This window comes from Paenibacillus canaveralius (assembly GCF_047238265.1).
Classification (GTDB): domain Bacteria; phylum Bacillota; class Bacilli; order Paenibacillales; family NBRC-103111; genus Paenibacillus_F.
Map to the genome: position 1 here is coordinate 5,299,325 of NZ_JBDFMM010000001.1, position 19,596 is coordinate 5,318,920.

12 protein-coding genes, 6 tRNA genes and 1 pseudogene are annotated in these 19,596 nt (G+C 50.8%); 1 reads left to right on the forward strand and 18 read right to left on the reverse strand.

The window, feature by feature from the left end:
* Window positions 1–8: 8 nt before the first annotated feature.
* The 5 genes from ABC395_RS23825 to ABC395_RS23845 all read right to left on the reverse strand — a co-directional run bounded on the left by ABC395_RS23825 (window position 9) and on the right by ABC395_RS23845 (window position 5,944).
* Complete coding sequence (locus ABC395_RS23825; protein WP_413006295.1) at window positions 9–920, reverse strand: ABC transporter permease; 912 nt, start codon at window positions 918–920, stop codon at window positions 9–11.
* A gap of 12 nt (window positions 921–932) precedes the next feature.
* Window positions 933–1,859 carry an ABC transporter permease subunit gene (locus ABC395_RS23830; RefSeq protein ID WP_413006797.1) on the reverse strand — a complete coding sequence of 309 codons (927 nt, stop codon included), beginning with the start codon at window positions 1,857–1,859 and terminating at the stop codon, window positions 933–935.
* 183 nt (window positions 1,860–2,042) lie between these two features.
* Window positions 2,043–3,644 (reverse strand): glutathione ABC transporter substrate-binding protein, encoded by a 1,602-nt coding sequence (locus tag ABC395_RS23835; protein WP_413006296.1) that lies wholly within the window; start codon window positions 3,642–3,644, stop codon window positions 2,043–2,045.
* 72 nt (window positions 3,645–3,716) lie between these two features.
* On the reverse strand, window positions 3,717–4,733 hold the full coding sequence (locus tag ABC395_RS23840; protein ID WP_413006297.1) for an asparaginase: 1,017 nt from the start codon (window positions 4,731–4,733) through the stop codon (window positions 3,717–3,719).
* A gap of 53 nt (window positions 4,734–4,786) precedes the next feature.
* The gene (locus tag ABC395_RS23845) at window positions 4,787–5,944 is read right to left on the reverse strand and encodes an ROK family transcriptional regulator (RefSeq protein ID WP_413006298.1); all 1,158 of its coding nucleotides are present in this window, start codon (window positions 5,942–5,944) and stop codon (window positions 4,787–4,789) included.
* 788 nt (window positions 5,945–6,732) lie between these two features.
* Between ABC395_RS23845 and ABC395_RS23850 the strand changes: the two genes are divergently transcribed.
* On the forward strand, window positions 6,733–7,410 hold the full coding sequence (locus ABC395_RS23850) for a hypothetical protein (RefSeq protein WP_413006299.1): 678 nt from the start codon (window positions 6,733–6,735) through the stop codon (window positions 7,408–7,410).
* Between the two features lie 262 nt (window positions 7,411–7,672).
* On the opposite strand, the pseudogene glmS reads toward ABC395_RS23850, so the two are convergent.
* The 13 genes and pseudogenes from glmS to ABC395_RS23915 form a co-directional block, all read right to left on the reverse strand.
* Window positions 7,673–9,503, reverse strand: a pseudogene (gene glmS / locus ABC395_RS23855) (glutamine--fructose-6-phosphate transaminase (isomerizing)).
* A 1,384-nt stretch (window positions 9,504–10,887) separates the two neighbouring features.
* Window positions 10,888–12,228 (reverse strand): phosphoglucosamine mutase, encoded by a 1,341-nt coding sequence (glmM, locus tag ABC395_RS23860; RefSeq protein ID WP_413006300.1) that lies wholly within the window; start codon window positions 12,226–12,228, stop codon window positions 10,888–10,890.
* 135 nt (window positions 12,229–12,363) lie between these two features.
* Complete coding sequence (locus ABC395_RS23865; protein WP_413006301.1) at window positions 12,364–13,692, reverse strand: CdaR family protein; 1,329 nt, start codon at window positions 13,690–13,692, stop codon at window positions 12,364–12,366.
* The gene (gene cdaA, locus ABC395_RS23870) at window positions 13,685–14,500 is read right to left on the reverse strand and encodes a diadenylate cyclase CdaA (RefSeq protein WP_413006302.1); all 816 of its coding nucleotides are present in this window, start codon (window positions 14,498–14,500) and stop codon (window positions 13,685–13,687) included. The genes ABC395_RS23865 and cdaA overlap by 8 nt, the downstream gene beginning before the upstream one ends.
* A 194-nt stretch (window positions 14,501–14,694) precedes the next feature.
* On the reverse strand, window positions 14,695–15,294 hold the full coding sequence (locus tag ABC395_RS23875; protein ID WP_413006303.1) for a zf-HC2 domain-containing protein: 600 nt from the start codon (window positions 15,292–15,294) through the stop codon (window positions 14,695–14,697).
* An 81-nt stretch (window positions 15,295–15,375) separates the two neighbouring features.
* Window positions 15,376–15,954, reverse strand: coding sequence for an RNA polymerase sigma factor SigW (gene sigW / locus ABC395_RS23880; protein ID WP_009675029.1), 579 nt, complete (start codon window positions 15,952–15,954; stop codon window positions 15,376–15,378).
* A gap of 128 nt (window positions 15,955–16,082) precedes the next feature.
* A complete protein-coding gene (ppc, locus tag ABC395_RS23885; RefSeq protein WP_413006304.1) occupies window positions 16,083–18,869 on the reverse strand; it encodes a phosphoenolpyruvate carboxylase in 2,787 nt (928 codons plus the stop codon).
* Between the two features lie 209 nt (window positions 18,870–19,078).
* Window positions 19,079–19,152: transfer RNA gene (locus tag ABC395_RS23890), tRNA-Gly, on the reverse strand.
* A 7-nt stretch (window positions 19,153–19,159) separates the two neighbouring features.
* Window positions 19,160–19,236, reverse strand: a tRNA-Pro gene (locus ABC395_RS23895).
* Between the two features lie 9 nt (window positions 19,237–19,245).
* A tRNA-Arg gene (locus ABC395_RS23900) sits at window positions 19,246–19,322 on the reverse strand.
* A gap of 11 nt (window positions 19,323–19,333) precedes the next feature.
* A tRNA-Gly gene (locus ABC395_RS23905) sits at window positions 19,334–19,408 on the reverse strand.
* A 7-nt stretch (window positions 19,409–19,415) separates the two neighbouring features.
* Window positions 19,416–19,499, reverse strand: a tRNA-Leu gene (locus ABC395_RS23910).
* Between the two features lie 12 nt (window positions 19,500–19,511).
* Window positions 19,512–19,587 (reverse strand) — tRNA-Lys (locus tag ABC395_RS23915).
* Window positions 19,588–19,596 lie beyond the last annotated feature (9 nt).

Here is a 19,596-nt window from a genome sequence, read left to right on the forward strand (position 1 = left end):
GTCCCCCTTTAATTTTTCGTCTTGGGATCGAGCGCATCACGCAGGCCGTCCCCAACCAGGTTGAATGCAAGCACAGCCAGGAAAATCGCTATCCCGGGGAAATACACGATGTGCGGAGCGATACTCAAGTAGTCGCGCCCCATGCTCAGCATCGCGCCCCAGTCCGGTTCTGTCGGCTTCGCACCCATGCCGAGAAAACTGAGTGAGGATGCAGCCAGAATCGCGCCGCCGATCTTCATCGTCACATTCACGATCACACTGGGCACGGTCTGCGGAAAAATATGCTTCCATATAATGCGCACATTCTTGGCGCCCATCGAGCGGGCAGCTTCCACAAATAAAGTCTCTTTGGCCGATAAGGTGACACTTCGGATAATCCGCGCAAATGACGGCGTGCCAAACACGGCAACGGCAATGACCACATTGGACAGTCCCGGGCCCAGAATCGCCACAATCCCGATGGCCAGCAGCAGATCCGGGAAGGAGAACAGCACATCGCTGCCCCGCATGATGAGCCGGTCGAGCCAGCCTCCGTAATATCCGCTGAGCAATCCAAGCACGGTACCCAGCAAAGCCGCAATCAGCACGGAACTCAAGCTCACCGCGAGGGTTAACCGCGTTCCGTCGATCAGACGGCTGAGGATATCCCTGCCATATTCATCGGTTCCGGCCCAATGCGCGGCCGATGGACCAGTCATGAGCGCATCATAATCCGGCACATTCGGATCATAAGGTGTAAGATGGGGACCGAAGATCGCTATAATTGCCAGAAAAATAATAAAAATACCTGCTGCAAGCGACGCTCTCTGCTTGCAAAACTTGCTGAAGAACTCTGCTGCACGGCCTTTGGTCGGCTTCGTCACCAGGGTCACACCAGCCCCCGAGGAGTCGGCTCCCATCACCGTTGTATTGTTGTCCATCCTGTTCCCCTCCTAGCTAGACGCATACCTGATTTTCGGATTCAGCACACCGTACAGCATATCAACGATAAGATTAATCAGTATGAATTGGGTCGCAAACAGCAGTAGCAGCGCTTGAATCACGGTATAATCCCGAAAAGCAATCGAATCCACAAGCAGCCTTCCAAGACCGGGAATACTGAATACCGTCTCCACCATCACGGAGCCTCCCAGCAGGAACCCGAATTGCAGACCCGCCACAGTGACAACCTGAATCAGCGAGTTGCGCAGCGCATGCCGTCCAACCACGACGAACTCTCTAAGCCCCTTCGAACGTCCCGTCCGGATGTAATCTTCCCGCATCGTCTCCAGCATGGATGAGCGGGAGAACCGGGCAAGCATGGACATAATTCCCGCTCCGAGTGTGAAGGAAGGCAGGATATAGGACTTCCAGGAATCCACACCGCCGGTAGGGAACCAGCCGAGCTGTACCGAGAAGATCTGAATCAGCACCAGCCCCAGCCAAAAGCCTGGGATCGAGATGCCTGAAATTGCGGTCAGCATGCCCACGTAATCCGGCCACCGGTTCCGGTTAACCGCAGTGATCGTACCGATCAGCAGACCGACGATTAATGCCCAGCCCAAGCTCAAAAACGTTAAAATAAGGGTTGGTGTCAATCTGCTCATCAGCATGTCGGATACCGGCAGGCCGGACCGCAGAGAACTGCCCAGATCGCCATGCAGCAGCTTGCCCATATAATTGAAATATTGCTGCCATAGCGGCAGATCCAGCCCGAGTTGTGCCCGTATGCCGTTAATCTCCTCCAGCGTGGCTTCCTTGCCCGCGACAAGCCGGGCCGGATCGCCGGGGATTAAGTGTATGAACATGAAGACCAGCACCGATACGACAAACAGCAGCGGAATGACTCCAAGTAGTCTTTGTAGCGCGTATCTTCCCATCATGTGAGCCCCCTTCATTTGAACAAGTACATAAGAGGGGCCGCTCCTCAGCTACAGACAGAAACGGCCCCTTTCTTTGCATCAACCACCCAAGCTATTGCTCCCTTAGTGCTTCTAGCCTCATACTTTTTCTTCTTGCTCCCTGCTCGTATCCCCTGACTTGTTCGCCCTTGCGTGTAACGGTTACTTCACTTCCACACCATGAACGCTGATGGAGCCGTCCGGCAATACTTTTACGCCGCTCAGGCCGGCTCTCTTGCCTGAAATCACCTGATCCACACCCATAAAGGCCCATGGGGCATCAGCCCAGATTGTTTTCTGAATATCCGCATAAATGGATTTCGCTTTTTCCGGATCGGTCGCCTTGTTGGCATCGGCAATCCATTGATCCACGTTCGGATTCTTATAGTAGGCCGTATTGGCTCCTGCCGGAGGGAACATTTCGCTGCTGAACAGACCTCTTGTAGCGCCGTCTGCATCACCCGAAGACGGGGACCAGCTTACATACCACATTTGGATCTTGGCCTGCTCTGGAGTAGCAGCAGCGTTAATCTGCTCAGACAAGGTACCGCCTTCCATCGACTTCACATCCAGCTTGATGCCAACAAGAGCCAGTTGCTGCTGAATGAACTGCATGCCTTTCATTGTCTCGGAATCATTCTCGCCCCAGATCTCGGCCGTGAAGCCATCAGGATAACCGGCTTCTGCAAGCAGGCTCTTTGCTTTTTCCACATTGTAGTCGTAACCGCTCTGCTGGGAGTAGTACTGCGTCTTGGAAGACATGGTAGAATTCAGCTTCACACCCAGACCGGATTTGACGACTTTGATGTAAGCTTCTTTGTTAATCGCATAGTTAATCGCTTGACGAATCTTCACATCATCGAACGGTTTCTTCATCGTATTAAGTGTGACGTAACGGACAATTGTGGAATCCGTTTTATCTATCACAATATTGCTGTCCCCCTCTACTTGGGAGACTTGTTCAGTTGGCATCGGATAGATGAAATCCGCTTCCCCTGTCTTCAGCATCGCAATCCGGGAACCGTTCTCCGGTACCGGCTTGAAGGTGATGCTCTCCACCTTCGGCAGATCCTTTTGCCAGTAATCCGGGTTCTTTACCACCACAAGGCGGTCGCCCTGCACCCATTCCTTAAATTTGAAAGCACCTGTACCTACCGGATTTTTACCGATATTCTCGCCCTGTTCCTTCAGTGCTTTAGGGCTTACGATCAAGGCCATCGCCATTTTGTTCAGGAAGGCGTTGTACGGTTCGCTTAAGGTGATGACTACGGTTTTGGCATCCGGAGCCTCAACTTTGCTGACTTTGGCGAAGCTCTTGCGCATTTTCAGGTTGTTCTTCTCATCGCGGATGCGATCCAGATTCACCTTTACTGCTTCGGCGTTGAAATCCGTACCGTCGTGGAATTTGATGTTCTGCTTTAATGTAAACGTGTATACCAGACCGTCATCACTAATTTTGTAGGAGTCGGCCAGCACTGGAACGACTTTCATGTTCTCGTCGAAGCCCATCAGGCCTTCAACCATGGTTCTTGCTCCGGTAATCGAATGAGTATCGCTCGTGTTGTGAGGGTCCAGTGTAATAAAGTTGGCATTAATGGCAATAACAACATCTTTTTTGTTTTTGGATACGGTCTGAGTACCTTCACTCTTGCCCGTATTCGCACTTTCCTTGCCAGTCTCCGTATTGCCTCCGCAGCCTGCGGCAACTACCGCGAAGATCAGCAGCAGCATTAGTGTGGACCACATTTTCCCTTGAACCTTCATTCGTCTCACTCCTCAAAAGTAGTTAATATAGAATCGCTCCATGTCCGGTATGTTTACTTGCAGGATTGGAGGTTATTCCCTGGATGAAGGCTTCAGTTCGAATACCGCCCGGCGTTCTCCCACTTCCGTTCCCCCGTCATTGACGATGGAATTCGGTACAAGCTTGTATAAGCGGTTAATTGTCTCTTGATTGCTGTAGCCGATGCGCTCGAGGATCGAAGCGATAATGCACGGCCACACCTGTTCGGAACCGTCGGACACCTTAAGGGAGATTCCGAGTCTTTCGTTTCTAAGCCCAATGCCGTACACTCCCTTTGCGCCGCCTTTGGCCGACAAGTTCGGGTCCTTGAGCAGCTCCGAGCAGACGAACCGGGTATCAGCGATCATATCGGGGTACTCATTCATCAGCCGGGCGATCCGGGCCGCCGCCTCCCGTGTCGCCTTATCTTCAATGAGGTCCGGACAGGCCAGCTTCAGGAAGGAATAGGCGATCTTGTGCAGCGGCAGTGCAAAGATCGGCAGTCCGCAGCCGTCAATCCCTTGCGGAATTGAAGCTTCGGGAACCTCTGCAATATAAGCAAGGGTCTCCACAATCTCCTTCTGAACAGGATGCTCAGGTTCGTAATACGTCCGCTCATCCCAGCCCATATGCTTGCTCAGCGCAATAAGTCCGGTATGCTTCCCCGAGCAGTTATGGAAGATTCTCCGCTTAGGTTCGCGGTCCCGATGACGCTCGGCCTTCGCTTCTTCATTGAGCGGATACGACTCACAGCAGTGCAGCTCTTCCTCCTTAATGCCTGTCTTCAGAAGCATGGATTCCAGCGCATCAATATGAAAGCGCTCTCCACGATGAGATGCAGCAAATAAGGCTGCCTCCTGTCCGGTGAGTCCGTACAACTCGTCAACTTTTCTCTTCATAACCGGAAGCGCCTGGAACGGCTTGGCAGCCGACCTGAGAAATGTGAGATGTTCAGGATCACCTGCCGAATAGAGGATTCGGCCCTTCTCATCCACGATGCTGACCGCTCCGTAATGCACGTTCTCCAGCACACCGCCGCGGTACTCCTCAACTAATGGTGTAAATCTCATCGTTTCCCCTCCTTAATGTTCCATCCTGCTCTCCCCTGCGTAACTGCCCTGACTTATTCCAATGCAAAAAAACAGTTTTGCGAAATCAACCCCGAGCCGATGACTACGCCCTGCTCATGCAGTTCAGATTTCAGAATCCGGAAGGCACCCCTGAGGGGCTCCCACACATATTTCGAATAACACAGGTCAACCACCTCATCGAGGATCTCCGGGAATTTGTCGGTCAGTTCCCCGCTAAGGATGACACTGTCCGGGTTGTACATACAGACCACATTGTTAATGGTGATCGCCATGTACATCAGCGCGCGTTCGATCAGATGCAGTGCCCAGCGTTCCCCTGCTTTCTTGGCTTCAAAAAGGTCTTCGATCGAGCGTACCGGCCGGATCTTGTTCGCTTCCGACAGCAATGATTTGATGTTGATGTAAGTCTGAAGGCAGCCCGCCTTCCCGCAGTCGCACAGCATGCCGTTCGGGTCAATCGTTGTGTGGCCGATTTCACCGGCGCTATTCGTCCTGCCCCGGTAGATTTCCCCTTCCATGATGAATGCCGAACCTACTCCATTCCCGAAGCCAAGCAGGACGGTCCGCTGAGAGCCAATCGCCGCGCCCTTCATATGCTCGGCCAAGGCTTTGGCCTTGAGCTCGTTGTCCACCGCCACATCATAACCGGTGATTTCTTTAAGCCGTTCAGCGAGCCGGACATTTCTCCAACCGAGCTGTACGGAGAACACAACTTCTCCCGTGTCATTATCTATAATCCCGGGAAGGCCTACACCAACTCCGATGATCCGCTCACAGTCGATCTCATTGGATTTCGTAAGCTGGTCAATCTCTGCTCCAACGCGTTCCAGTGTAACTTCGGGACTCTCTTCCACGGACCGCGGATATTGGCTCATAGCTACAACATTGCCCTGCAGATTCACAATGCCGATATTCACTTGATGACGGTCCAGCTCAACGCCTACCGAGAGTACGGCGGCATCTACCATTTCAAGCAGCGTGGACTTCCTGCCGAGCCCGGCAGAGACCTGTTCGGACTCCAGCAGATACCCTTCCTCTGTAAGATCCGCCACAATGCGGCTTACCGTAGTCGGACTCATTCCGGTCTGCTTGGCAATGGAAGCCCGGGAGATGGGCTGCTGGTGCTTGATGATCTCAAACACCGTCAGCCGATTCTGGCGTTTCATAAAATCCTGATCATGTTTTTTCACTATTCATTCTCCATTACTTTTACCAATGAATTAATTAATGAGGATTTTGACTGTAAAATGATGTTTTTAACGATTATTCAACGAAAATTCTGTCTATTTTTCTTTATATTCTCCAGTGATATTTATAATAATAGTCATAGCCTTATATGGTGTCAATATAAATAACATGAATTAGCAATAAAATTTTAAAAGTAAAATGTAAGCGATTTAATTTAATTGGAAATTTATTTTAGTCACCAAAATGATTACTAACCTGTATATACCTAACATAAATATGACATATAAATTTATTTTTAGGCTTCGTAAACGTAAGTGACTAGTATATACACGTTCAATTGAACCTTGAATTTCAACAGATTTTAGCCGGATGTGTAAGGAGGTAGAACTAACAGGTAAGATTTTATCACGGAGAAATTAATTGTGAGGTATTGGCATTCTACTGCCGGAAAGCTTGGCGAGAAACTGCGTTGAGAAAAGCCTTAAGGCCCCCCATGAAAGATTAAGGGGGTCTCGTTCTTTTCCCCATATCATCTTAAAGGTGTTCTTTAGCTTTGAGAGGTAGGACAAAGACCAGCACGAAACGAGGAATTGCACTTCACAATGCTAGAAGAATGAGCATCAGCAGGGTGATCGCGTCGATATTGCCGCATATATGCACGCAGCCAACGGGCAGGATAACGCAACCATTAGATGAACTTACGGCTCTCCTATGATACAATTTATCCCAGAAATATCTTCGCGGGTTAATGAAAGCAGCAGTGATGAACTAATAGGGAGGAGCAGGACACATGCGGGAAGAACAGGAAATATTCGCGGGAAAAGGATATAACAGGTCGTACGCCATTGCTACGGGTCTGCCGATTTTGAATATGAGGGGTAGCTTATCTCACGAAAGTAACCGCCAACTACCGTTTCCGTGGGTGACAACGGGCATCAAGATGGATAAAGAACATATGTTGGAAACCGTTATGAAGCAGAAGGCACTCGAGTATTTGTTTATGATGCAATTCAGTAAGGAGGAAATGACCGACCGCAATTTGGTTGTAGGCTGTTATGAATACAAGCATCCGAATGACAAGGATCAAATAACGCTATATGCGCTGGTTTCGTTGAAGGAATTTCTCGCGAGATACGGCGATGAACGGGCATTGGAGATTCTGATGCGAGTTGGCTGCACCTACGAGAAGATTGTCGAGGAATGCGATGAAGCCATTGAAGAACACTATGCAGTCTTACGCCGGTCACTTCATTTGAAAAATCTGAGGGAAAAATATGACGTCGTTTACGAGTGGGTTGAAGAGGAAGGGCAAAAGACGCACATATACAGATACACCAAATCGAGTTATACGAAAATTAAAGCTGGATCATTTGCAGAGTTGATCAAACTCTATAATGAGCAACGGAAGAAGGATGCAAAGAAGACGTTCTCGACTCTGGAGCCGTTAGAAGCATTCATGCAAGCATAAGAAAACCGCCCCTTTACGGAGCGGTTATTCAACCTTTCATCGAACGAAGATTATGCTAACCGAGAACGTTAGTTCAATAAACCAGCGGAAGCCTAGGACTTTATTTTCAGGTCCTTGACTGCCGCTGGTTTTATATTTGGATCGGTCTAAAAGTTATTATTCCAAGTCTGACGATTTAGCAATTCAGAATCGGCTTAGGACCAACAAATCCAGTCTAAACGTTTATTTTCACTGAACAACATTGGTTTATAGTTGTTCCGTCCTACTCCACCGTCACGCTCTTGGCCAGATTCCGCGGTTTATCCACATCGTTTCCGCGCGCCAGCGACGCATAGTACGAAAGCAGTCTGCAGCGGAATCACAGTCAGTGCCGGGGACAGCACATCCAGCGTCCGAGGGATGCTGAACGTCTGATCCACAGACTTCGCGAACTCGGCGTCGCCCTCGTAAGCAATCCCAAGCACTTTGCCGCCGCGCGCCGTCACTTCCTTGACGTTGCTCACCGTCTTCTCCTGAAGGTCGGATTGCAGGCCCAGGGCAATGACCGGCACGTCATCCTCGATCAGCGCCAGCGTTCCGTGCTTCAGTTCACCGGCCGGATAAGCTTCGGAGTGAATGTACGAGATCTCCTTCAGCTTAAGCGAGCCTTCCAGCGCTACCGCAAAGTCGATGCCGCGGCCGATGAAGAACAAGTGCTCGTGCCGCGCAATCTGCTCCGCATAAGCTTTGATCTCTTCGCCCTGCGCCAGAATGCTTTCCACCTGCTCCGGCAGGCTCTGCATAGCCGCCAGGGTGCGGCGGATTTCCGCCGGCTCCACGGTTTCCAGCGTCTGCGCGAGGAACAAGCCCAGCAGATAGAACGCCATCAGCTGTGTGGTGTAAGCCTTCGTCGAAGCGACGGCAATCTCCGGCCCCGCCCACGTCACGATCACATCGTCCGCTTCCCGGGATACGGAGCTGCCGACTACGTTGGTGATCGCAAGCACGCGCGCGCCGTTTCTTTTCGCTTCGCGCAGCGCGGCCAGCGTATCCGCCGTTTCGCCGGATTGGCTCACGACAATGACCAGCGTATCCGGTGTGATGATCGGCGACCGGTAACGGTACTCCGACGCAACATCCGTTTCAACCGGAATACGCGCCATTTTTTCGATCACGCTTTTACCGACGAGCCCGGCATGATACGCCGTTCCGCACGCTACGATCTGGATATTCCGAATATTCCGAATTTGATCGGCCGTCATCGAAATCTCATCCAGAACTACGCGGTCGCCCGCTTCGGAAATACGGCTGCCGATCGTATCGCGGTAAGCTTTCGGCTGGTCATAAATTTCTTTCATCATAAAATGATCGAAGCCCGCTTTTTCAGCCGTTACCAGATCCCAATCGACACGAAACATTTCCCGAGAAATAAAATTCCCCTCGATTGTCATCAATTCGACACCGTCCCGCGTGAGCAGCGCCATTTCGCCATCGTTCAAGATATATACGTTGCGTGTATATTCCAGAATCGCCGGGATGTCAGAGCCGATGAAGTTCTCTCCCTCGCCTACGCCGATGATCAACGGACTTGCCAACCGTACGGCCACAAGCCGGTCCGGCTCATACTCCGTCAGCACGCCAAGTGCAAAAGCGCCCCGCATCTGTTTAACCGCCTGCTGAACCGCTTTGACGATATCTCCCTCGTACAGATCGGCAATCAAATGCGAGATCACTTCCGTATCCGTTTCCGAAACGAACGTGTGCCCTTTAGCGATCAGCTCTTCTTTCAGCGTCATATAATTCTCGATAATCCCGTTGTGAACGACCGAGAATTTCATCGAATTGTCCGTGTGAGGATGCGAATTTTCATCCGACGGCTTGCCGTGCGTCGCCCAGCGCGTATGGCCTATTCCTACCGTTCCGTTCAAAGGCGCATCGCTAAGCTGCGATTCCAGCACGGCCAGACGCCCCTTCGACTTCTTGATTTGAAGCCCGTCCTCCGTGTAAACGGCCACTCCCGCCGAGTCGTATCCGCGATACTCCAGCTTTTTCAATCCCTCGATCAACACTTCCTGAGAATCACGCTTACCGATATATCCAACGATTCCGCACATACAAAAATACCCCCATTATTTGAGCTCCATGACCCGCTCCGCATCCCGCGGATAACGTTCATAGGCTGTTTGTCAAAGATCGGCGGAACACTGAACGGAGGCACACTCCTGATTTCAAACTCCTGCCGTCTGCCCTGCATATCTATTTGTTTTTTCTTATCTCGTCTAAAAAACGATTCATAAACCGGCCATAATACATGCCCACAAGCCCTGCTCTAAAGCACAGGCTAAATTCATAAGCCAAACATCCCGATACAAATTGTATCATCAACTATCTTTTATAAGTGCCTTCCGACCGGCCGTTTTTAAAAAATAAAAGACCGTTTCCTGCCGGTAAATGCTCCAAAACTCCCTGAAATCAGCTATCAGGCACACTTAAAAAAGCTTCCGAGTCCGCGTTTTTCAAAAACGCAGCCCACTCGTATAAGCCGAAACAAATAAACGATTATGGTACGTTGCACATAACGATATAAGCTGCCCGCGCAGCGTTTTTTATGCAAAAAACAGAACTAAAGAGAACAGGCTCCTTCGGCGAATCCCCCGTCATCCATCAAAAAACACTCAAAACGCTCGATATACAGCGACCCTTGCAAAAGCTTCCCGCTCCTGCTGGAATCCAATCTCTCGTGCAACAACGAGTTAGGTAGAATAAATCGATCCCTATCAGACGCCCGCCTGCCGGGGTCCGCTCTACCGTCTAACAACGACTGCTCCGTTCGTCCGCCTAAGCGGTTTCCGTACGACCCGTCTGCAGCCTTAACCAGAACCGTCCCTGCTATAGAATAAGCATGCGGCCCTGATCCTAATCTATGAATCATTCGGCTGGATTCTTGTGTGCCCGGTCACCCGGACAGTTTGCTCTCCAGCTTGTCGGTAGGAATGAACTACCGGAAGGTCCCCGCCGAAATTTCGAACACCTTCACCTCGTCAACTTGCCGGCTCCGCGTTTTCTTTGCCATACGAGTCGTTTAACCCGCATGTACAATTGTGACGCTTCCCGCGCAAGTTCTGGCGCTTGTTGTTGCTGAAATCTATCCACCTTTCTCTGTATGAGTAAAAAAACATATACCCATCATATTCATTTTGACTCCGCTTTGCAACTCTCACACTGCAAAATGAGATACAAGCCCCATAACAGGAGGCTAAATCTTGTGTAAATCGAAGGTATACACCCGCTTCGGCCGGGTTAGACTTGATGACGCTTTCCTCTATCTGCACCGTAAGACTGCATAACGCTCGCCCCTCTATCCTCACGCAAAAAAGCCGCTCCCTCGCAAGAGAAAAGCGGCCTTTACCTATTATCCTATCCATTGCTTTTACCGATTAACACAGCAGTTTGTAACCACATTTCCCCGGCAAAACAGCCCGTAAATCGCGAATTGAATTAACCCAGTTCCCGCTTCACGACCTCAACGATGTCATTCACGTAGCCTTCCACCGTGTCTTTGTCCGGTCCTTCCGCCATAACGCGGATAAGAGACTCCGTCCCCGACGGACGAACCAGTACACGGCCGTTGTCGCCCAGTTGGTTCTCTACGGCACTGATCGCGCCTGCGATAGCTGCATTGTCCTGCAGCTTGCTTTTATCCGCTACGCGCACGTTGACGAGCACCTGCGGGAACTTCCGCATAATCCGCTTCACTTCGCTAAGCGGACGGCCTCCCGCCACGAGGGTATCGGCGAGCTGCAAGCCCGTAAGAATACCGTCACCGGTCGTATTGTAATCGAGGAAAATAACATGCCCGGACTGTTCGCCGCCCAGGTTGTAGCCGCCCTTACGCATCTCTTCCATCACGTAACGGTCTCCAACGGCCGTTTGGGTCGCTTTCAGGCCGTGGCCCTCAATTCCCTTAAAGAAGCCTATATTGGCCATTACGGTCGTTACAATCGTGCTGTGATTGAGCTTGCCCGCACGGTTCATCGCGTCACCGCAGATGCTCAGGATGAAGTCGCCGTCGACTTCTTCCCCGTTCTCATCAATCGCGATAAGCCGGTCCGCGTCACCGTCGAACGCAAGGCCGAGGTTCGCGCCGTGCTCCACGACGGCTTTCTGCAGATTCTCGGGATGAGTCGAACCGCAGCCCTCGTTGATGTTGCGGCCGTTCGGCTCCGCTCCGAGCGTAATCACTTCCGCACCCAGCTCGCGGAAAATCTTAGGCGCCAGCTCGTAAGCGGCCCCGTTCGCGCAGTCCATCACAATCTTCATGCCGCCGAACGAATGCTGCACGGTCGACTTAACGAAGTCGGCGTACAGGAACTTCGCCTTCGGGTCATCCGACACGGTACCGATCTCGCCGCCCACCGGCCGCGGCAGCTCGTCGCCGTCCGCGTCGAGGAGGCGCTCGATTTCAAGCTCCGTCTCATCGAGCAGCTTAAACCCGTCTCCGCCGAAAAATTTGATCCCGTTGTCTTCCACGGGATTATGGGAGGCGGAGATCATAACGCCGGCGTCGGCGCCAAGCACGCGCGTCAAATACGCGACGGCAGGCGTAGAGACGACGCCGAGGCGGATCACGTTCGCTCCGATCGACAGGAGACCTGCGACCAGCGCCGCTTCCAGCATAGGACCCGAAATACGCGTGTCCTGGCCGATGACTACTTTCGGATGCTGAGCCTGGCGTGTTAGCACGTACCCTCCGCAGCGTCCGATCTCAAAAGCCAGCTCCGGTGTAAGTTCCTGATTAGCTACCCCGCGAACTCCATCCGTTCCAAAATATTTCCCCATCGTTCTCTTCCCCTCTTCTCATAAACTGCACGTTTAGACCGTATCGGTTTAATCATCTCTTTATAAATCCTGGTAACTTGTCATGATTTTAACATATCCCTTATAACTTACGAAGGAAAATTCCCGTTTAAGGGGTTACGGCTCATTTTTAGGGACCGTTTCCTCCGCCGTGTCCGGTTTCTGGGATGGAGTCGGAGTCGGGATCGGCGTAGCGCTCGGATTTTTCGACTCGGTTTGCGTCTGGGCCGCCGTAATGACGACCTTAGCCTTCGTAACCGCGGTACCGCCATCCTTGATATACGGCGGCAGGTTAAGTGTTATCGGCAGTTCATGCGTTCCCGGGGGCAGATTGCTCACATCCACGATAGCCTGAATATCTTCCGGTTTAACGGCCTCGATTTGAGGCGCCGCTCCTTCCAGAGACAGCGTGATGCTGCCGTTAGCAGGGTCCGTGAACTTCACTTCCGTTCCTTCCGCCTGTCCTACTATTTTCAGCGGGATTCCCGGATAATCCTTTTTGATGGAGGAGACGATTTCAACGGTTACCTGCACCTTCGTCGGCTCAATCTGAGTCATTCCTTTTTGCAAAGGAATGTCTAAAGTAAATTCTTTCGTTTCTTTGAGTCCATCGATCTTAAGCGTAACTCCCGAATAGAAATCCATGCCGTCCAGCACGTTTTGCGGTCCGTAAACCATGATCTTATCCGGATTCTGCTTGATCGATCCGATGCTGTAGCCCGAAGGCAGGCTGCCGGTCAGCTGGATCTGCAGAGGCACCGTTTTAAACGGACTCGTAACGGGAACATCCACGTCCACCACGGCAGGCCTTATATCGTATGGCAATTCGCGGCCGTCTTTGTTATAGACCTTCAGCTTCACCTGCTTGGTTACCGCCGAATCCGCCTTATCCACCGAGATTTCGCCTTGGACCGTTGCCACCTCATCCGCTTTGCTTGCCGGAACGGATACATGCACCTTGCTCGGTTTGGCGATAGGATCGCCGGATTTATAGCCGGGCTGCGGAGTTCCTTTTACATTAATCTTCACGGGAACTTCCTTCATTTCCTGCTCTTCGACGACTACCTTGACGTTCCGCGGCACGATATCCACCTGCAAAGACGACGGGAAGCCGACCGCTTCCAGAGGAAGCACGTATTCTCCTTTACCGCCTGCCTTGGTCAAATCCAGTACCACTTTATATTCACTCGTGCTCACCCGCTTAAGCGCAGAGTCTTTCCCCTTCAAAATCACCTGCACCCGGCTGGGCTCAATCGAAGAAATATAATATTTATCCGAATCGTACTTCGGTGTGATTTGCACATTGCTGATCGGCAGCTCTTTAATTCCGGATGTTGACGAATTCGTAACGTTAGTCCCTTCCATCCGGACAACCGCCCACAGAAGTATTCCGATAATGACCGCGATTACCCGGACGACATTTGTATTTCTAAGCCATCTATCCACGTTTGCGTCCCTCCCACCATTTCTTGAAAGGGTTTTGACGGTCTTTGGCTTTCGGCTTCAATTCATCAAAAAGCTTCGAAATCAAGGATTCTTCCTTGATATCCCGCACAACCTGCCCGTTGAGCGACAGCGAGATTTGTCCCGTCTCTTCCGACACGATCAGGCAAACGGCGTCCGAAACCTCACTCATTCCGATAGCCGCCCTGTGCCGGGTTCCGAGCTCTTTACTGATAAATGGATTTTCCGAAAGGGGCAAATAACAACCCGCCGCCATCAGCTGGTTGTTCCGGATAATAACCGCGCCGTCGTGCAAAGGCGTGTTCGGAATAAATATATTAATGAGCAGCTCGGAACTGATCCGTCCGCCTACAGCGATTCCCGACTCGATGTAATCGGTCAGGCCTGTTTCTTTTTCAAATACGATCAAAGCCCCGATCTTCCGCCTGGACAAGTAATTCATCGCTTTAATCACTTCACCGATGCGGATGTTGACGTCCTGGTCCACATCCATCGAACTTCGCGAGAAAAGACGTCCGCGGCCCAGCTGTTCCAAGGCTCTTCTAAGCTCGGGCTGGAAAATAATAATAATGGCGATCAGACCCACCGTAAACATCTGGTTCATGATCCACTGCAGCGTGTTCAGGTTGAAAGCGACACTCAGCGCCCAAGCGACCAGTACGACGATGATCCCTTTCATAAGCTGTACGGCTCTTGTTCCGCGCAGCAGCATAATCAATTTATAAACCACATAGCTGACAATCGAGATATCAATAATATCTGTGATGGAAATATCTGCGAATAATTCCACTGGAGTTCCCCCAAATCAACGCGTAAAAATCCAGATTTTTTTCTTATTTTTATCTGTCTATTCCTTGATAATACCACAATCCGAACGATTCTTCTATTCTCCCCCATTTCGGTTTACAAAAGAAAAAAGCCCTCCGGGATACCCCATGAGGACTTTGGCTGTATGAGATATGCATGCTGTTTGGGTTAAGCAGGTCAATGCATGAGATCGTTCAGTTTAAACCAGATCCAGCTTAGAGCTTCGTCAATGCGAATTTTATCCCCGGTTATATGAGCCGTCGAAGCCAAATTCATATTGCCGTCGATAACGACCAGATTCCCTTCCACATTGGCGTCGTCTTCTACAACCAGTTGGCCGTTCTCGACCACCAGATTGCCTTTAACCGTCTCTCCTTTGGGCACGATCACTTTATCGCCTTGGATGATAACCCGTTCCAGGTCTGCACCCCGTACCATTAACTCGGTGTTGTTATTCCACAGGGTCATAAAGCTGCCCGCCATCGTTAACAGAAAAACAGCCGCTACCGAAACCGCAGGATGTCTGCGGATCCACTGCGTCCACGGCTTCCGCTTCTTAACGGGAGGGAGACTGCCCATAATACGGTTCGTGAGATCACTTGACACGGTTGGAGCAGGAATGGAACGAACGAGCGCATCCGTCGTTTCCATCTGCCGGAACAGCGAGTTGCATTCCGGACATGACAAAAGGTGCTGCTTTAGCTCCAGCGCCTGGGCCCCCTGCAAGTCCCCATCCAAATATTCGTGCATCAAAGGGAGGGCCTGTTTGCAATTCATCGAAGCCACTCCTTTCTCGTTCTTGGCCGATAGTATAGTACCATACGTATGGCGGGAGAAGATGTTTCAAAAAAATCGGGCTTACAGAGAAAAATTTGCATCCGTATCTAATTTTTTTCGTAAATACTCCCGGCCGCGGTGGACCCGTGTCTTGACGGTCGTAACGGGCATACCGAGTACATCTCCGATTTCCTGGAGCGACATATCGTGGAGATAGCGCAGGATAACGACGGATTTGTATTTTTCCGGCAAGGTTTGGATGGCTCTGCGAATTACTTGCTGTGTTTCCGAAAGAACGATCTGGTCCTCGGGCAGCTCATCTTTGCTCGCAAGCATGGCGTAAAAATCGTTCCCTTCACTGTCCGGCATTTCGGCGTCGAGGGAATAGGTCGGTTTGCGTTTGCGCAGCCGGTCTATGCATAAGTTGGTTCCGATACGGAAGATCCAGGTGGAAAACTTCTGATTCTCGTCATACCGGTCTAAGTTGTTGTAGACGCGCAGGAAAGTGTCCTGCACTGCATCTTCGGCTTCCTGCTTGTTACCGAGCATTCTGTAGGCCAGGTGAAATATTTTATCTTTATACAAATTCACCAGTTCCTCAAAAGCACCACGATCTCCATTCCTTGCAAGCTTGGCTAATCGTGTTTCTACTAAATTCAAGATAACTCCTCCAACCCTAGGAAGTACGGGGCTTCTTTTCACTTATGTTCGGTAAAACACACAAAGTCGAGCCGCCCGGAGGACGGCTTGACTCTTTGTTTTCAGTGCCTATGCGATGTTGTCCGTTATCAGCCTGTATTGCGGAGGCCGGCTGCAATGCCGTTGATCGTAAGAAGAACTTCACGCAGCAGGAAGCTGTCGTCTTCGTTATTCTCACGCGCTCCGCGCAGTTCTTTGAGCAGATCCACCTGGAGGTAGCTGAGCGGATCGACGTACGGATTGCGAAGTCGGATAGACTCTTGAATAACCGGCACGTTATCCAGAATCTCCTGCTGTCCGGTAATTTCCAGGATCAGCTTGGAAGTCAGGTCGTATTCTTCGCTGATCAGCTCGTAAATGCGTTTGGCGATGCTGTCTTCCTTAAGCAGGCTGCCATACTCTTTGGCGATGAGAAGGTCCGCTTTGGCCAGTGCCATTTGCAAACCGTCGATCATCGATTTGAAGAAAGGCCAGTTCTCGTACATGTTCTTAAGAACCGCCATATTTTCTGCCTTATTTTGATAAAAGTCCTGAAGCGCCGTACCCGCAGCATACCAGGCCGGAAGGAGATAACGGCTCTGCGTCCAGGCGAATACCCACGGAATCGCGCGCAAATCTTCAAACCGGTCGCTGTTGTTACGTTTGGAAGGACGCGAACCGATATTCAGTTCTCCGACCTCGGGAAGAGGCGTCGATTGCTTGAAGAAAGTCATGAAATCCGGATCACGGAAAATAAGGTCCTGATACTTATTCTGCGCTTTTTCCGAAATTCCTTTCATGATGCTTTCCCATTCCGATTCAAGCGGATGCTTTTGCGGATTGCGTGCCAGCACCGCTCCTTTGATCAAGGCAAACGTGGCCTGCTCAAGACTGCGGTACGCAATACCTTGCAGCGAATAGCGGGATGAAAGCACCTCGCCCTGCTCCGTAATCTTAATACCGCCGCCGATCGTATCTACCGGCTGCGCCAGGATGCTCCGGTTCAGCGGCATACCGCCGCGTCCGAGCGAACCGCCGCGTCCGTGGAAGAACTTCAGCTTAACGCCGTTTTTGTTGCCGGTATCCGTAAGAGCACGCAGTGCGACGCGCAGCTCCCAGTTAGCGGTAATAACGCCGCCGTCTTTATTGCTGTCGGAATAACCCAGCATAATTTCGTGCATAGGCGCGATAGGGTCCAAGCTTGCACGATACGCCGGAATTTTAAGAAGAGTATCCATAATTTCCGGAGCCGCATGCAGGTCGTCGATCGTTTCAAAAAGCGGCACCGATTGGATGGTGCTTACAACCGTACCGTCGGCTTCCTTGCGGTAGAGTCCCACTTCCTTGGCAAAGACCATCACTTCCAGCATATCGCTCGCGCCCTGAGTCATACTGATCAGATAGCTGTTCAAGCAATAGCGTCCGAACTCATGCTGCGCCTTATAAATATTTCTGTATACATCCAGACATTCCTGAGTGGACTCGGAGTATACCATGTAAGGGGATGTAATCGGCCGCGGCTCGTCGAGAAGCTTGCTCAGCAGCTCGATTTTCTCCTTCTCACTGAGCTTGCTGTAGTCCTCTACGATACCCATCCGGTTAAGGATTTCCGTCATAGCCAGCTCATGCTCGCGGCTGTGTTGACGAACGTCGAGGGTAGCCAGATGGAATCCGAACAATTCTACCTGACGGATCAGCTTCTTGATATACCGGTCCGCCGCATAATCGGCGAAATGGCTCCGCAAGCTTCTTTCGATCACATAGAGATCCGCAATCATTTCATCCGGTGAGGTATACTTCTGTAAGCTTGCCACTTGGGAATTCCCCGTGTTTTTAACTTTCTCGATCATGTAAGCAATCTTCGTACGGTATGGCTCGTCGTCATTGCTCCAGAAATCATTGCGGGGACCAAAAACTTCATGATCGGCCTCAATGGATTTCTGCAGCTCATCACTGATCTCAGCAAGGTTCTTGCTGAAGCTTAAGTGATACATGACATCTACGAGAATCGTTTCGTACTTTTTCAAAGCAAGGCCGCGGTGCAGCTCCAGCGTCTCCCAAGTAACATCAGAGGTAACGGATGGGTTACCGTCACGGTCTCCGCCGATCCAGGAACCGAATTTAAGGAAACTAGGCACGTGCCATGTTTCATTCGGATAGTATTTATCCAAACAACGCTCCAACTCTTGGTAAACCTCAGGAAGAACATCAAATAAGGTTTCATCAAAATAATAAAGGCCGTTCTGAACTTCGTCGATGACAGTCGGTTTCCGGTTGCGCAGTTCGTCGGTTTGCCAAAGCGTCATAACCTCGGCCAGAAGCTTTTCTCTAAGCTGCTCTCTCTCCCGGTAGGTGAGCGTCGGATTATCCAGGTACATCACGTCCTGTGAAATACGCTGGTGAATATCCAGAACCGCGCGGCGTGTAGCTTCTGTAGGATGGGCAGTCATAACGAGTTCAAGCGAGATCGTCTGCAGAATTTCCTGAACCTCACGGTAGGAGATCTGATTCTGCTTCAACTGCTGAACAATGCTTTCGATGGAGCCGGGCTGAACCGTTTCTCCCGAAGAACGCTCATAGTCGCGCTTTCTGCGAATACGGTGGGTTTGCTCGGCAATATTAACGAGTTGAAAGTAAATCGCAAAAGCACGAATAACCCGGTGGCGAATTTCAGGCTGCAGCCCGTCGATCGTCGCTTTAAATTCCGCATAGATGGCTGGGTCATATTGAGCCCGAAGGGATTTACTCAGTTCGCGGATCTTTTCTACGACTGCCAGGAGCTCATTGCCTCCTTGATGGACCAGTACTTCCCCAAGAATATGCCCAAGAAAACGCACATCTCTGCGAAGCAAGTTGTTCGTAGAATTTTTCTGAACGATTGTTTCGTTATCCGACATGTCCTCGCCTCTTCTCTCTACTGATAATCACACCAAATTTCGTCTGATTTCATGCTCATTTCAGAATATTTTACCACATTCACGCGTTGCATTATAGCTATTTTTGGCGAAAAATGCTTGAGAATTAAAGGAAAGCTAAGTAAGTTTTAACTCTGAATGATTTCGGATAAATAAAAAAAGACCTCTATGAGATCTTTGTTGGTTATGTATGGAGCGGGTGATGGGAATCGAACCCACGCTACCAGCTTGGAAGGCTGGAGTTCTACCATTGAACTACACCCGCATACATATGGTCGGGACGACACGATTTGAACATGCGACCCCCTGGTCCCAAACCAGGTGCTCTACCAAGCTGAGCTACGTCCCGAAATATGAATGGCGTGCCCTGAGAGATTCGAACTCCCGGCCTTTTGATTCGTAGTCAAACGCTCTATCCAGCTGAGCTAAGGGCACATATGAAATTATGGAGCGGAAGACGGGAATCGAACCCGCGACCCTCGCCTTGGCAAGGCGATGCTCTACCGCTGAGCCACTTCCGCATAAATCTGGTGCGCGTGGAGGGACTTGAACCCCCACGTCAAAGACGCTAGATCCTAAGTCTAGTGCGTCTGCCAATTCCGCCACACGCGCAAGTTGGAACAATGGTGAGCCATGAAGGACTCGAACCTTCGACACCCTGATTAAAAGTCAGGTGCTCTACCAACTGAGCTAATGGCTCGTACTAAAA